Origin of the sequence: Pseudonocardia sp. P1 (assembly GCF_000178675.2) — a bacterium.
GTDB lineage: Bacteria > Actinomycetota > Actinomycetes > Mycobacteriales > Pseudonocardiaceae > Pseudonocardia.
In genome coordinates this window covers 5,378,513-5,391,216 of record NZ_ADUJ02000001.1, presented here as the reverse complement: position 1 = coordinate 5,391,216, position 12,704 = coordinate 5,378,513, and the positions used below count along the sequence as shown (strand labels likewise).

17 protein-coding genes are annotated in these 12,704 nt (G+C 74.5%); 12 read left to right on the top strand and 5 right to left on the bottom strand.

Annotated features, from left to right (window positions below; genetic code table 11):
* Positions 1-88: 88 nt before the first annotated feature.
* Both PP1_RS25045 and PP1_RS25040 read left to right on the top strand, forming a co-directional pair.
* Entirely contained in the window at positions 89-895 is an 807-nt protein-coding gene (locus PP1_RS25045; protein WP_010224374.1) for an enoyl-CoA hydratase/isomerase family protein, read from the top strand.
* Positions 892-1,491, top strand: coding sequence for a TetR/AcrR family transcriptional regulator (locus PP1_RS25040; RefSeq protein ID WP_010224377.1), 600 nt, complete (start codon positions 892-894; stop codon positions 1,489-1,491). Before PP1_RS25045 ends, PP1_RS25040 begins: the two co-directional genes overlap by 4 nt.
* An 83-nt stretch (positions 1,492-1,574) precedes the next feature.
* Here PP1_RS25040 and PP1_RS25035 read toward each other — a convergent pair whose 3' ends face one another.
* Positions 1,575-2,501 (bottom strand): endonuclease domain-containing protein, encoded by a 927-nt coding sequence (locus PP1_RS25035; protein WP_157178910.1) that lies wholly within the window; start codon positions 2,499-2,501, stop codon positions 1,575-1,577.
* Positions 2,502-2,719: 218 nt separating this feature from the next.
* Between PP1_RS25035 and paaA the strand changes: the two genes are divergently transcribed.
* From paaA to PP1_RS24995, 8 genes are all read left to right on the top strand, one after another.
* Positions 2,720-3,724 (top strand): 1,2-phenylacetyl-CoA epoxidase subunit PaaA, encoded by a 1,005-nt coding sequence (gene paaA / locus PP1_RS25030; protein WP_010224380.1) that lies wholly within the window; start codon positions 2,720-2,722, stop codon positions 3,722-3,724.
* A complete protein-coding gene (gene paaB, locus PP1_RS25025) occupies positions 3,721-4,119 on the top strand; it encodes a 1,2-phenylacetyl-CoA epoxidase subunit PaaB (RefSeq protein ID WP_010224382.1) in 399 nt (132 codons plus the stop codon). The genes paaA and paaB overlap by 4 nt, the downstream gene beginning before the upstream one ends.
* Positions 4,116-5,027 carry a 1,2-phenylacetyl-CoA epoxidase subunit PaaC gene (paaC, locus tag PP1_RS25020; RefSeq protein ID WP_010224384.1) on the top strand — a complete coding sequence of 304 codons (912 nt, stop codon included), beginning with the start codon at positions 4,116-4,118 and terminating at the stop codon, positions 5,025-5,027. Before paaB ends, paaC begins: the two co-directional genes overlap by 4 nt.
* Positions 5,021-5,527 (top strand): 1,2-phenylacetyl-CoA epoxidase subunit PaaD, encoded by a 507-nt coding sequence (gene paaD, locus PP1_RS25015; protein ID WP_029239145.1) that lies wholly within the window; start codon positions 5,021-5,023, stop codon positions 5,525-5,527. Before paaC ends, paaD begins: the two co-directional genes overlap by 7 nt.
* 3 nt (positions 5,528-5,530) lie before the next feature.
* Positions 5,531-6,727, top strand: coding sequence for a 1,2-phenylacetyl-CoA epoxidase subunit PaaE (gene paaE / locus PP1_RS25010; RefSeq protein WP_010224388.1), 1,197 nt, complete (start codon positions 5,531-5,533; stop codon positions 6,725-6,727).
* A gap of 18 nt (positions 6,728-6,745) precedes the next feature.
* Positions 6,746-7,123: a PH domain-containing protein gene (locus tag PP1_RS25005; RefSeq protein ID WP_010224390.1), complete on the top strand. Its 378-nt coding sequence runs from the start codon at positions 6,746-6,748 to the stop codon at positions 7,121-7,123.
* Between the two features lie 33 nt (positions 7,124-7,156).
* Positions 7,157-7,777, top strand: a complete 621-nt coding sequence (locus PP1_RS25000) for a phosphoribosylanthranilate isomerase (RefSeq protein WP_010224391.1) — start codon at positions 7,157-7,159, stop codon at positions 7,775-7,777.
* 290 nt (positions 7,778-8,067) lie between these two features.
* On the top strand, positions 8,068-8,841 hold the full coding sequence (locus tag PP1_RS24995; RefSeq protein WP_249266030.1) for a hypothetical protein: 774 nt from the start codon (positions 8,068-8,070) through the stop codon (positions 8,839-8,841).
* Here PP1_RS24995 and PP1_RS24990 read toward each other — a convergent pair.
* Together PP1_RS24990 and PP1_RS24985 are read right to left on the bottom strand one after the other, a co-directional pair.
* A complete protein-coding gene (locus PP1_RS24990; protein WP_010235210.1) occupies positions 8,834-9,505 on the bottom strand; it encodes an HAD family hydrolase in 672 nt (223 codons plus the stop codon). The genes PP1_RS24995 and PP1_RS24990 overlap by 8 nt on opposite strands.
* The gene (locus PP1_RS24985; protein WP_010235212.1) at positions 9,502-10,515 is read right to left on the bottom strand and encodes a zinc-binding dehydrogenase; all 1,014 of its coding nucleotides are present in this window, start codon (positions 10,513-10,515) and stop codon (positions 9,502-9,504) included. Before PP1_RS24985 ends, PP1_RS24990 begins: the two co-directional genes overlap by 4 nt.
* Positions 10,516-10,607: 92 nt before the next feature.
* Between PP1_RS24985 and PP1_RS24980 the strand changes: the two genes are divergently transcribed.
* Positions 10,608-11,171, top strand: coding sequence for a TetR/AcrR family transcriptional regulator (locus PP1_RS24980; protein WP_010235214.1), 564 nt, complete (start codon positions 10,608-10,610; stop codon positions 11,169-11,171).
* Positions 11,172-11,189: 18 nt separating this feature from the next.
* On the opposite strand, the gene PP1_RS24975 is transcribed toward PP1_RS24980, so the two are convergent.
* Together PP1_RS24975 and PP1_RS24970 are read right to left on the bottom strand one after the other, a co-directional pair.
* Positions 11,190-11,813: a DUF305 domain-containing protein gene (locus tag PP1_RS24975; RefSeq protein WP_075314560.1), complete on the bottom strand. Its 624-nt coding sequence runs from the start codon at positions 11,811-11,813 to the stop codon at positions 11,190-11,192.
* Between the two features lie 65 nt (positions 11,814-11,878).
* Complete coding sequence (locus PP1_RS24970; protein ID WP_139323919.1) at positions 11,879-12,331, bottom strand: DUF6153 family protein; 453 nt, start codon at positions 12,329-12,331, stop codon at positions 11,879-11,881.
* 82 nt (positions 12,332-12,413) lie between these two features.
* Here PP1_RS24970 and PP1_RS24965 point away from each other — a divergent pair, with 82 nt between their 5' ends.
* Positions 12,414-12,695 carry a metal-sensitive transcriptional regulator gene (locus PP1_RS24965; protein WP_010230496.1) on the top strand — a complete coding sequence of 94 codons (282 nt, stop codon included), beginning with the start codon at positions 12,414-12,416 and terminating at the stop codon, positions 12,693-12,695.
* The last annotated feature ends 9 nt before the right edge of the window (positions 12,696-12,704 follow it).

Here is a 12,704-nt window from a genome sequence, read left to right as displayed (position 1 = left end):
CTGCCGGACACCCGGCGGCCAGAGCTGCCCGGCAGCTGCCCGGTACGGATGCGGGACCGATCGTTCGGTCGGCCGCTAGGGTGGCCGGATGGCCGACTCCGAACCCGCCGTCCTCGTCACCCGCGACGACACCGACCCCGCCGTCGCGGTGATCACGCTGAACCGGCCGGCGAAGTACAACGCGCTCACCGTCGAGCTCAAGGAGGCCCTGCTCCCCGCGATCACCGGCGTGTCCGCGGACGACTCGGTCCGCGCCGTCGTCATCACCGGGGCCGGGAAGGCGTTCTGCGTCGGGCAGGACCTCGGCGAGCACGCCGCCGCGCTCGAGAAGGACCCGACGATCGCGCTCGACACCGTCCGCGACCACTACAACCCGCTCGTCCTCGCGATCACCGGGACGCCGAAGCCGGTCGTCGCGGCGATCAACGGGCCGTGCGTGGGCGCCGGGCTCGGCCTCGCACTGGCCGCCGACCTGCGGGTGGGTGCCGCCGGGCTGAAGTTCGGCACCGCCTTCACCGGGATCGGCCTGGGCGCCGACAGCGGCCTGTCGGCGAGCCTGGCGCACGCCGTCGGCGTCTCGCGCGCGACCGAGCTGCTGCTCCTGAACGAGCAGTTCACCGCCGAGGACGCCCGGAACTGGGGCCTGCTGCGCGACGTCGTCCCGGCCGAGGAGGTGCTGGACTCGGCGCTGGAGCTGGCCCGGAAGCTGGCTGCCGGTCCGACCCGCGCCTACGCCGAGGTGAAGGGCGCCATCCGGTTCGGCGCCGTCAACGAGATGCCGGCCGTGCTGGAGTACGAGGCCGACGCCCAGGTCCGGCTGGCGACGACGACGGATCACCAGGGAGCCGTCAGCGCGTTCCTGGCGAAGAAGGCCCCCACGTTCGAGGGCCGATGAGCGCCGCGCCGGCGAAGCGGGCCCGCCGACCCTCCGGCGGGCGGGACCAGCTGCTCGAGACCGCGGTCGGCGAGTTCATCGCCCGCGGCTACGACGCGACGTCGATGGAGGACCTGTCCCGCGCCGCGGGGATCACCAAGTCGTCCTTCTACCACCACTTCGCCGGCAAGGAGGCGCTGCTGCGCGCCGCCCTCGAACGGGCCGTGGACGGCCTGTTCGGCGTCCTCGACCTGCCCGCCGCCCAGGAGGGCACCCCCGCCGGACGGCTCCGGGTGATCGTCGCCGAGCAGGTCCGGGTGCTCATGACCGAGCTCCCCTACGTGACGCTGCTGCTGCGGGTGCGCGGCAACACCGAGACCGAGCGCTGGGCGCTGGAGCGGCGGCGCGCGTTCGACACGGCGATCACGACCCTCGTCCGCGACGCCGTCGACGCCGGCGAGGTCCGCTCCGACGTGGACCCCGCACTGGCCGCCCGGCTGCTCTCGGGCGTCGTGAACTCGATCGTCGAGTGGTACCGCCCGGACCGCCCCGCCACGGCAACCCTCCCGGAAGACGTGGTGAGAGCAACCTTCGAGGGCATAGTCCCCACCCCCTGACCGGCTCAGGCCGTCGAGTCGCACGGTGCGGCCCCGGCGAGGGCCGAACCGTGCACCCCGATCGCGACGCCGGCGCCCCGAGCTCAGCCGGCGAGCCGGAGCAGGTGGTGCCGGACCGTGCCGGCGACGCGATCGGGGTAGCGGATCACCTCGCTCGCGTCGGGCCGGAGGACGGTCCAGCCCTGCGCGGTCAGGAACGCCTGCCGTGCCAGGTCCTCACGCGCCTGCCACGGGTCGAGGTGGTGACCGCCGTCGTACTCGATGCCGAGGAGGAGATCCGGGTACGCGAGGTCGATCCGGTACGTCCCGACCGGATGTTGCAGCACCGGAGGACGGACGCCGTGGTCGTGCAGGGCGAGCCGGACCCGTGTCTCCATCGGGGACTCCGCGAGCGGGCTCGCCAGGGCGACGAGCCCGGCGAGGCGCGCGACACCCCGGCTCCCGGGATGCCGAGCGTGCACGCCGAGCACCTCCTGCGGCGTGAAGCCACCGACCCGGGAGAGCGCGTCGAGCGCGATCACCGCGTCGAGCCGTGGCTCGCGCCGCGCGAGCTCGAACGCGGTGCGCAGCGCCGACGTCGTGACCACCGTCCGGCCGGGAACGAACCGGCGGCGCCGCCCCGGCAGCGGGATCGGAACCCCGTACACGATCTCGTCCGGCAGCACCGCGGCATGCATCGGGCGCAGGCCCTCCCGGTTGCGGCGGTGCCCCTTCGGCACCATCACCTCGACCGGTACGGAGCGGGGCGCGCAGCCGGCGCCCAGCATCTCGGCGGCCGACCAGGCCGCGAGGGCGGTCGCACCGCCGGTGTGCACCCGTGCCCGGCGGTCCTCCAGGGCACCCACGGCGAGCGCCGCAGCCTCACAGCGCACCAGGTACGTGAGTGCGACGTCCGCGGACAGGAAGACGTCCCGGAACAGCGCCCGGAAACGCGGCCCGCGGAGTTGCTTACGGGTCACGAGGCCCGCAGCGACGGCCGCCGCCCCGGAGAAGGGTCGTGTCACATCCATGCGACTCCGACGACACCGCCCCCACCCCGGTTCCCCCCATCCCGCCGCAGGGCACCCACAACCGCGCAGACGAGGATCGATCATCACGTTCCGGCCCCGCCCGGGGCATCGGCGTGCTGATCGACCGGCACCGCCTCGTGGAAGGGGGTGGGGTTGCGCTCTTGGGGAGTGGTGGGTCAGACTAGTAGCCGAACGAACATTCGGTACGGAGGTGTCCAGTGACGAGCACCGCGCCATCCGAGGCGGATCTGCAGGAACGCTTCGACGCCACGATCGCGGCGGACCAGCGGATCGAGCCGCGGGACTGGATGCCCGAGGCGTATCGGAGGACCTTGATCCGCCAGATCGCCCAGCACGCGCACTCGGAGATCATCGGGATGCAGCCCGAGGGCAACTGGCTGCTGCGGGCACCGTCGTTGCGGCGCAAGGCGATCCTGCTGGCCAAGGTGCAGGACGAGGCCGGTCACGGCATGTACCTGTACGCCGCCGCGGAGACCCTCGGGGTGGACCGCGAGGAGCTGACCGAGAAGCTGATCGACGCGAAGCAGAAGTACAGCTCGATCTTCAACTACCCGACGCTGTCCTGGGCGGACATCGGGGTGATCGGCTGGCTCGTCGATGGTGCGGCGATCTGCAACCAGGTGCCGCTGTGCCGGTGCTCCTACGGGCCCTACGCGCGGGCGATGATCCGGATCTGCAAGGAGGAGTCGTTCCACCAGCGGCAGGGCTACGAGTCCCTGCTCGCGCTGGCGAACGGCACCGAGGCCCAGCGGGCGATGGTGCAGGAGGCCACGGACCGGTGGTGGTGGCCGTCGCTGATGATGTTCGGCCCGGCCGACGGCGACTCCCCCAACACGCAGCAGTCGATGGCGTGGGGGATCAAGCGCCACACCAACGACGAGCTGCGGCAGCGGTTCGTGGACATGAGCGTCCCGCAGGCGGAGGCGCTGGGCGTGACGCTGCCCGATCCCGAGCTGCGGTGGAACGAGCAGCGCCAGGCGCACGACTTCGGTGAGCCGGACTGGTCGGAGTTCACGGCGGTGATCTCCGGGGCGGGGCCGGCGAACCGGCAGCGGCTGGACCACCGGCGCCGTGCCCACGAGGGCGGCGAGTGGGTCCGCGAGGCGGCCCGCGCCTACGCCGACAAGCAGGCTGCCCGGGCGAGCACCGGGCCGGGCACGGGAGCGGGCGCAGGCACGAGCACCGAGGGGGACCGGGCGTGATCCCGAGCGACGACAGCACCGGCAGCACAGACAGCACCGAGGTGACCGCGGAGGGCGGGCACGGCGCCGTCCCCACCACCGGCGTCGAGACGGGCGCCGGGGTGGCGCCGTCGCGGCGGGCCTGGCCGCTCTACGAGGTGTTCGTGCGCGGCAAGCGCGGCCTCAACCACGTCCACGTCGGTTCCCTGCACGCCGCCGACGACGAGATGGCGCTGCACAACGCGCGCGATGTCTACACGCGTCGCAACGAGGGCGTCAGCATCTGGGTGGTGCGCGCCGACGCGATCGCCGCGTCCAGCCCGGACGAGAAGGACCCGTTCTTCGCGCCCAGCGCCGACAAGGTCTACCGGCACCCGACGTTCTACGCGATCCCGGAGGAGGTGCCGCACCTGTGAGCGGGACCGCGCACGAGGAGAACGTCTACGACGCGCTGACGGAGTCCGACGACCCGCGCTGGGCGTTCGGGTCCGGGTTCGAGGACGCCGAGGCCGACATCGTCGCCCCGGTGCCCGGGGGCACCGATCCCGCCGACCTGGCCGCGTACTGCCTGATGCTCGGCGACGACGCGCTGATCTACAGCCACCGGCTCACCGAGTGGGTCTCGAACGCCCCCGAGCTCGAGGAGGAGGTCGCGCTCGCCAACACCGCGCTCGACCTGCTCGGCCAGGCCCGGGTGCTGCTGTCCCGCGCCGGGCACGTCGAGGGCCTCGCCGAGGGCGGCACCGGCCGCGACGAGGACGCGCTCGCCCACGGGCGCGAGGTGCACGAGTTCCGCAACGTCGCGCTGGCCGAGCCCTCCGACGACCTCGACTTCGCCCGCGCGATCGCCCGGCTGCTGGTCTTCTCCACCTGGCGCCTGGCCCTGCTGCACCGCCTGCAGGGCTCGGCCGACCCGGTCGTCGCCGCCGTCGCCGCGAAGGGCGTCAAGGAGGTCACCTACCACCGCGACCACGCCGCCCGCTGGACGCTGCGCCTGGGTGACGGCACCGTCGAGTCGCACCGGCGGATGCAGGACGCGCTGGTGTGGGTCTGGCCGTTCCTGGGCGAGCTGTTCCGCACGTCCGACGTCGAACGGCGGCTGGTCGCCGCGGGCGTCGCCGTCGACCCGGCGGACACCCACGACGAGGTCCACGGGGTCCTCGACGAGGTGATCGCCCGGGCGACGCTGACCCGCCCCGACGTGCCCGGGATCGGCACCATCGCCGGGCGCGGCGGCCGCCAGGGCGTGCACACCGAGAAGCTGGAACAGGCACTCGTCGTCATGCAGAGCCTGGCCCGCAGGCACCCGGGGGCGACGTGGTGACCGCACCCGCGCTGGGCGCCCGCGACGTCGTCGCCGACGTCGTCGACCCCGAGATGCCGATGCTCACCCTCGACGACCTCGGCGTGATCCGGTCGGTGGACGAGACCCGCGACGGCGTCGCGGTGACGATCACCCCGACCTACTCGGGCTGCCCGGCGATCGAGGAGATGCGCGCCGACATCGCCCGCGCGCTCGACGGCGCCGGGTACCGGGTCGCCGGCGTCCGGACCGTGCTGTCCCCGCCGTGGAGCACCGACTGGATCAGCGAGACCGGCAGGCGCAAGCTCGCCGAGGCCGGCGTCGCACCGCCCGGCCGGGCCACGCCGCACGCACCGGGGCCGGTCCCCCTGACGCTGGACCCGCCGTCGGCCGTCGTCCGCTGCCCGCAGTGCGGATCGCCGGCCACCGAGGAGTTCTCCCGTTTCGGCCCGACCGCGTGCACCGCACTGCGCCGGTGCACCGCCTGCCGGGAGCCGTTCGAGCACATGAAGGAGCTCTAGACGATGAGCGAGCAGCGCCGCACCGCCGCCTGGCAGGCACGGGCGAACCGGGCGTCCGGCCGCACCACGCTCGCACTCGACGACGAGATCGAGGCGCTGCTGGCCGGTACCGGCGAGCCCGGTGCGGACGCCCTCCCGGCCGGGTTCCACCGGCTCGTCGTGTCCGGTGTGGACCGCCTGTGCGACGACGCCGTCGCCGTCACCTTCGACGTGCCCGGCGACCTGCGCGCGCACTACGCCTTCCGGCCCGGCCAGTACCTCACCCTGCGCCGCCGCACCGACGACGGCGAGGAGCGCCGCTCGTACTCGATCTGCTCCCCCGCGGGCTCCGCGCCGCGGGTCGGCGTGCGCCGGGTCGACGGCGGGCTGTTCTCCGAGTGGCTGGTCGACCGGGTCGAGCCCGGCGACGTCGTCGAGGTCGGCCCGCCCGGCGGCTCCTTCACCCCCGACCTGGACGCCGGCACCCACCACGGGCTGATCGCCGCCGGTTCGGGCATCACACCGGTGCTGTCGATCGCCGCGTCGCTGCTGGCCGCGCACCCCGACACCCGGGTCACGCTGCTCTACGGCAACCGCCGGACCGACACGGTCATGTTCACCGAGGAGATCGCCGACCTCAAGAACGCCCACGGCCCGCGGCTGCACCTGCTGCACGTGCTGTCCCGCGAACCCACCGAGGCCGAGATCGTCAACGGGCGCCTCGACGCGGGACGGATCCGGACGCTGCTCACCGCGCTCGTCGACACCGCCGACGTCGACGAGTGGTGGCTGTGCGGACCGCTCGGCATGACCGAGGACGCCGTCGCGGTCCTGGGTGAGCTCGGCACCGACCGCCGGCGGGTGCACCGCGAGCTGTTCTACGTCGACGAGCCGCCGCCCGAGGTGCACCGCGCCGAGGACGACGTGGCAGCCGGGGACGGGACCGGCAGCGAGGTCACCGTCGTCCTCAACGGACGGTCGACCACACTGGCGCTGCCGCGCGGCGAGACCGTGCTGGACGCGGCCCAGAAGGTGCGGGGCGACCTGCCCTTCGCCTGCAAGGGCGGGGTCTGCGGCACGTGCCGGGCGAAGGTCACCGACGGCGAGGTCGACATGCGACGCAACTTCGCCCTGGAGGACGACGAGGTCGCGGCCGGGTTCGTCCTGACGTGCCAGAGCCGGCCGGTGTCCGGACGGGCCACGATCGACTACGACGTCTGAGCCCGCGAGAATGGCGCCATGGGATTCCTCGACGGTGTCATGGGCAACGCGTCCCGGGTCGATCCGCAGGCGGCGGCGCACGAGTTCGGGCGGCTGCTCGCCCAGGGCGAGCAGATCCACGCCGCGTACCAGCTGCTGCGGGACTCGTTCCTCTTCACCGACCGGCGGCTGATCATGGTCGACAAGCAGGGCATGACGGGCCGCAAGGTCGAGTACCACTCCATCCCCTACCGGGCGATCACGCACTTCTCGGTGGAGACGGCGGGGACGTTCGACCTGGACGCGGAGCTGAAGATCTGGCTGTCCGGGAGCCCGGCGCCGATCCAGAAGCAGTTCGGCAAGGGTGTCGACGTCTACGAGGTGCAGGCGCTGCTGAGCAGCTTCGTCGCGCGCTGAGGAGCACGGCCGGGGACCACGTAGGGTCGTGCCGTGTTCGTGAAGGTGTGCGGCCTGCGTACCGCCGAGGACGTCCGGGTCGCGGTCGGGGCCGGGGCCGACGCGATCGGGTTCGTGCTGCACCCGCCGAGCCCGCGCTACGTCGATCCCGGGACCGCGCGCGACCTCGTCGGCCAGGTGCCGCCGGGGGTGCTGTCGGTGGTCGTCGTGGCCGACCACACCGCCGCCGACGCCGCCCGCGCCACCCGGGAGATCGGCGCCGACGTGCTCCAGCTGCACGGCCGCTACACCGCCGGGGACTTCGCCGTCGCCGCCGCGGAGCCGGTCCGGCTCTGGCGGGCGACCTCCCTCGATCAGCGTCCCGACCTGCGGGTCGGCGCCTTCGGCGAGGAGGTCCTGCTGCTGGACTCGCCGGTCGCCGGTTCCGGCGAGACCTGGGCGGCCGAGGCGATGGAGCACCGTCCGGACGGGCCGTGGCTGCTCGCGGGCGGTCTCGACCCGGACAACGTCGGCGACGCCGTCCGGCGGGTCCGGCCCTGGGGCGTCGACGTCTCCAGCGGCGTCGAGGCGACCCGCGGGGTGAAGGACCACGCCCGGATCGCGGCGTTCGTCGCCGCGGCACGGGCCGCGGACCGGCCCGCCGGCCGGGTCTGAGCTGCGCCGACGCCCGGTCGGCCGCAGGGCACTGAGCCGTCCGGCCGAGCCGCTCCCCGTTCACAGCGCGGCGGCGCCCGGTCACCGCCGGTCGCTCTCAGGGAGGCCACCCGCCCCGGAACCGGGCATACCGTCGGTCTCGGAACGGTAACGACGTCGATCCCCAGCGGCGTCACGCGCCCCGCTCCCCCATCCGGGCGCGACCGCTTCCGACGAGGAAGGACGAACCAGCTGTGCCGAGGCATACCCCCGGCGGCACGGCACGTGTCCGGCGCTCCCCGAGCCGGCCCGTGCCGTCCCGCACCGTCGTGACCCGCGACGTCCACCGACCCGTCCGCCGCCGACCGGCGGGCGCGGTCGGGATGCTCACCTCCGCGCTCGCCGGTGGCGGCCTCGTCGCCGGGCACGTCGCGACCGGCGGGCTCGCCCCGCAGACCGAGGACCTGGCGCTGCAGTCGTTCAGCCTCCCCTCCGCCGAGGCGGCACAGGCCGATCCCGCCGCACCCGCCGCGTCGGCCGGCGCGGCCCGGGCCCTCGCCGAACCGCCGCCCCCGGTGGACGTCGACGAGATCGTCGGCGCCGCGACCGGCGCGGTCGACGACGCCGTCGCGGCCCGCGAGGAGCAGCGCCGGGCCGCGGAGGCCGCCGCGAAGGCGGCCGCCGCCGCGGCGGCCGAGCCCGACGAGCCGGAGCCGTCGTCCGGCGGTGGCGGGACCGGGCCGAGCAGCTGCGCGGCCGGAACCGAGGGCATGGAGGGCGTCGCCGGCAACGTCGCCGACGCCGGCGAGACGCTGCGCTGCATGTTCGGCGTCGACACCGTGCTCGGCATCGGCAGCCGCGGTGGCACGTCCGACCACCCGAGCGGCAAGGCGCTCGACTTCATGGTCGACCGCGCCACCGGCGACCGGCTGGCCGAGTACGCGCTGGCCAACCGGGACGAGCTCGGCATCACCTACGTGATCTGGCGTCAGCGCATCGACACCGGCAGCGGCTGGGAGATGCAGGAGGACCGCGGCGGCGACACCGCCAACCACATGGACCACGTGCACATCTCCTTCAGCTGAGCTCCCTGAGCTCCCCCAGCTCGGTCAGGTCGCCGACGTGCAGGTCCGGCGCGACCGCCGAGGGCGGCGCGGGCGTGGCGCCGGTACCGGCCCGCCCGCGCCGCCGTTCCACCCAGCACGTCCTGATGCCGAGCCGGTGCGCGGTGCCGACGTCGTGGTAGCGGCTCTGCGCGACGTGCAGCAGCTCGCCGCGGGAGATCCCGGCGAGATCGAGACGGCCCAGCATCCAGGCGAACATCTGCGGGTCCGGCTTGTTCACGCCCACGTCGGAGACCGTCACGACGTCGTCGAACGGGTCGCCGAGCGTCCGCGCCATCGCCAGGGTCCCGGCCCGGTCGGCGTTGGTCAGCGCGACCAGCCGGAACCGGTGACCGAGGCGGGCGAGCGTCCCGGCGGCGTCCGGGAAGGCCGGCCACCCCGGCAACGACGCCCGCAGCGCCGCCGGGTCGGGCAGCCCCAGCCGCTCCGAGATCGGGTCGAGCATCTGCGTGAACGGCATCTCCGGTGTGCGGTGCTGCTGCACGTCCTCCGCGGCGGCGAACTCCGCCAGGACCTGCTCGTCCGGTGCGGTCACGCCCTGCCGCCGTACGCAGTCGAGGATCCCGGTCTCGAAGTCGATCAGCGTGCCGACGACGTCGAAGCTCAGCGCCCGCACCCGCGTCACGGCTCCACCACCAGCTTCCCCACGAAGCCCTTGCCGGCGAACCGCTCCTGGGCGGCGGCCAGCTCGGCGAGCGGGAACCGGGCGGCGACCGGCAGCCGCAGGGCCCCGCGCCCGGCGAGCTCCACGACCTCGGCGAAGTCGTCGTGGGTGCCGAACGACGACCCGACCAGCGTGAGCTGGCGCAGGTAGACGGTCCGCAGGTCCGCCTCGACGAGCGGACCGGCGATCGCGCCCGCGACCACGTAGCGGCCGAGCGGGGCGAGCGCGCCGAGCAGCGCCGGGAACGACGGCCCGGCGACGACGTCGGCGACCACGTCCACCTCACCGGCCTCGGCGACGGCGTCGCGGTCGAGCACGACGTCGGCGCCCATCGCGCGGACCGCCTCGTGCTTGGCCGCACCGGCGACGGCGACCACGCGGGCGCCGCGGTCCTTCGCGATCTGCACCAGCGCCGCGCCGACACCGCCGGAGGCCCCGGTGACCAGCACCGACTCCCCGGCCCGCAGGCCGGCCCGGCCGAGCATCCGCATCGCGGTCGTCGCCGCCGTCGGCAGCGCCGCGAGCTCGGCGGGCGACAGCGCACCGCCGACCGGGTGCGCGTTCCCCGCCGGCACGGTGACCAGCTCGGCGAACCCGCCGTCGCGCTCGCTGCCCAGGTAGTCGGTCGTGACCAGGGCGCGCTCGCCGCCGTCGTAGATCATGGGGTCGACCAGCACCCGCTCCCCGATCCGGCTCGTGGGCACCCCGTCGCCGACGGCGTCGATCTCACCGGTGACGTCGGCACCCTGGATGCGCGGGAACGCGAACGCCGAGCGCCGCCACCCGGTCCGCGCGCCGGGGTCGTCGCCGGTGCCGTAGGCGCCCTCGCGCGTCCAGACGTCGGTGTTGTTCAGCGCCGCCGCGCGCACCCGGATCCGCACCTCGCCCGGTGCGGGCACCGGGTCCGGCACGTCGTCGCGGTACTCCAGCGCGTCCGGGCCGCCGTGACGGGTCAGCAGGACCGCCCTCATGTCTCCTCCTCAGGTAAACCGATCGGTATACCCACGAAGGAGAACAGCGCGACCCGTGTCATGTCAACCCACCGGTCGGTATAGTCGGCGTCGTGCCGGACACCCTCACCCCCACCACCGACGCCGGACGCCGGCTGCTCGCCGCCGCGTCCGAGCTCTTCTACCGCCGGGGCATCACCGCGGTCGGCGTCGCCGGGATCGCCGAGGCGGCAGGCGTCACCAAGAAGACGCTCTACGACTGCTACGGCTCGAAGTCCACGCTGGTCGCGGCCTACCTGGCACACCGGCACCGCACGTGGTGGGAGCACCTGCAGCGCCGGATCGAGGCGGCACCGGCCCCGCGGGTGCTCGCCGTGTTCGAGGCCTACCGCGAGCACCCTGCCCTGGACAGCGACGTGGGCTGCGCGTTCCAGCGCGGGGCCGCGGAGCTCGACGAGGGCCACCCGGGCCGGGCCGTCATCACCGAGCACAAGACGGCGGTGCGCGCCGAGATCGCGCGGCTGCTCGCCGAGGACGTCCCGGGCGACGCCACGGAGCTCGCCGACCTGCTGGCCCTGCTGCTGGAGGGCGCGGCCTTCCAGCGCGGGCTCGACGGCACCCCCGACGCGCTCGACCGGGCGGCCGCGCACGCACGAGCACTGCTCGCCGCACGCTGACCGCCCGGCCGGGCGGGATCAGGCCCGGTCGAGCATGCCGCGCATCGCGTCGATCTCGGACCGCTGGGCGTCGACGATCCGCTGCGCCAGCTCACGTGCCTGCGGGTTCTCCCCGTCGGCGAGCTCCGCGCCTGCCATGGCGACCGCTCCCTCGTGGTGGACGATCATCAGTTCGAGGAAGCGGCGGTCGAACGCGGGCCCGGTGGCCCGTTCCAGCTCCGCCATGTCGTCGGCGGTCATCATCCCGGACATGTCACCGTGCCCGCCGTGGGCGCCGTGCTCCATGGCCGCGCCTGCGGACTCCGGTGCACCCCAGGCCGCGAGGAACCCGCGCAGCTGCTCGATCTCCGGGCCCTGCGCCGCCTCGATCGCGGCGGCCAGGCGGCGCACCCCGTCGCCGGACGCCCGCCCCTCGGCCAGGCGCGCCATCTCCACGGCCTGCCGGTGGTGCGGGATCATCCCCTGCGCGAAGGCGATGTCCGCGTCGCCGTGCCGGGCGTCGGCGCCGGGGGCGGCGGTCGCCGCCGGAGGCGCAGCCGCCGGGGCAGCGGGTTCCGCCGCGGTCCCGCCGGAACAGCCGGCGAGGACGAGGGCAGCGGTGATCGTCGCGGCGGCGAGCGCCGCCGCGTGGGTGGTCGTCATGTGGACTCCCGTGTCGGAACGGTGTGATCGGCCGGACTCCGGCGCTCTCCCGCGCCGGGGGCCGATCAGGTCCGCGACACGCAGAGCAGGGCCAGCCGCCGCCCGACCGGGGGCGGCCGTCCGGCCGCGGGGCCGGGAACGTCGCGTCGCGACGTCGTGACCGTCGCCGGGAGCGGGACACGGCCGAGGAACAGCAGGGCCGCGAGCAGCGCGACGCCGACGGCGGCGAGCACGGCGAGGCACAGATGGAGGAGGTGCGCGGCGCCGCCGTGGTCCCCGTGACCGCCGTGGTCCCCGTGCGCGGGTGCCCCGGCCACCGCGGGCGGCAGGACGCCCGGCGCACCGTCGGCCCCGTCGGCGGCGACAGGCCCCGGGACGGGCGCGGCCGGTGCGACCATCGCGGGCGGCCCCGTGGGCGCGGCGGCCGCGGGCAGCACGAGGGCGTGCATGCCCACCAGCCCGAGCAGGACCGGCAGCACGACGAGCACCAGCCGTCGTCCGGGACCTCCGCTCGTCATACCGCGCAGGCTACCCACCCCACATCGTTTGATGCCCCTACCCCCTAGGGGTATCGTCGGATCCGGACCGAGGAGGTGCGCGATGCACGGCTACGCCGACAACAAGGACGCCCACGTCAACCGGATGCGCCGGATCGAGGGCCAGGTCCGCGGCATCAGCAGGATGATCGAGTCGGACAAGTACTGCATCGACGTCCTGACCCAGGTCGCCGCGGTCAACAAGGCACTCGAGGCGGTCGCGCTCGGTCTGCTCGACGAACACCTCAAGCACTGTGTCGCCGACGCCGCCGCCGAGGGCGGCCCCGTCGCCGAGCAGAAGCTCGAGGAGGCCAGCGCCGCCATCGCCCGTCTCGTCCGGTCCTAGCTCCCCCAC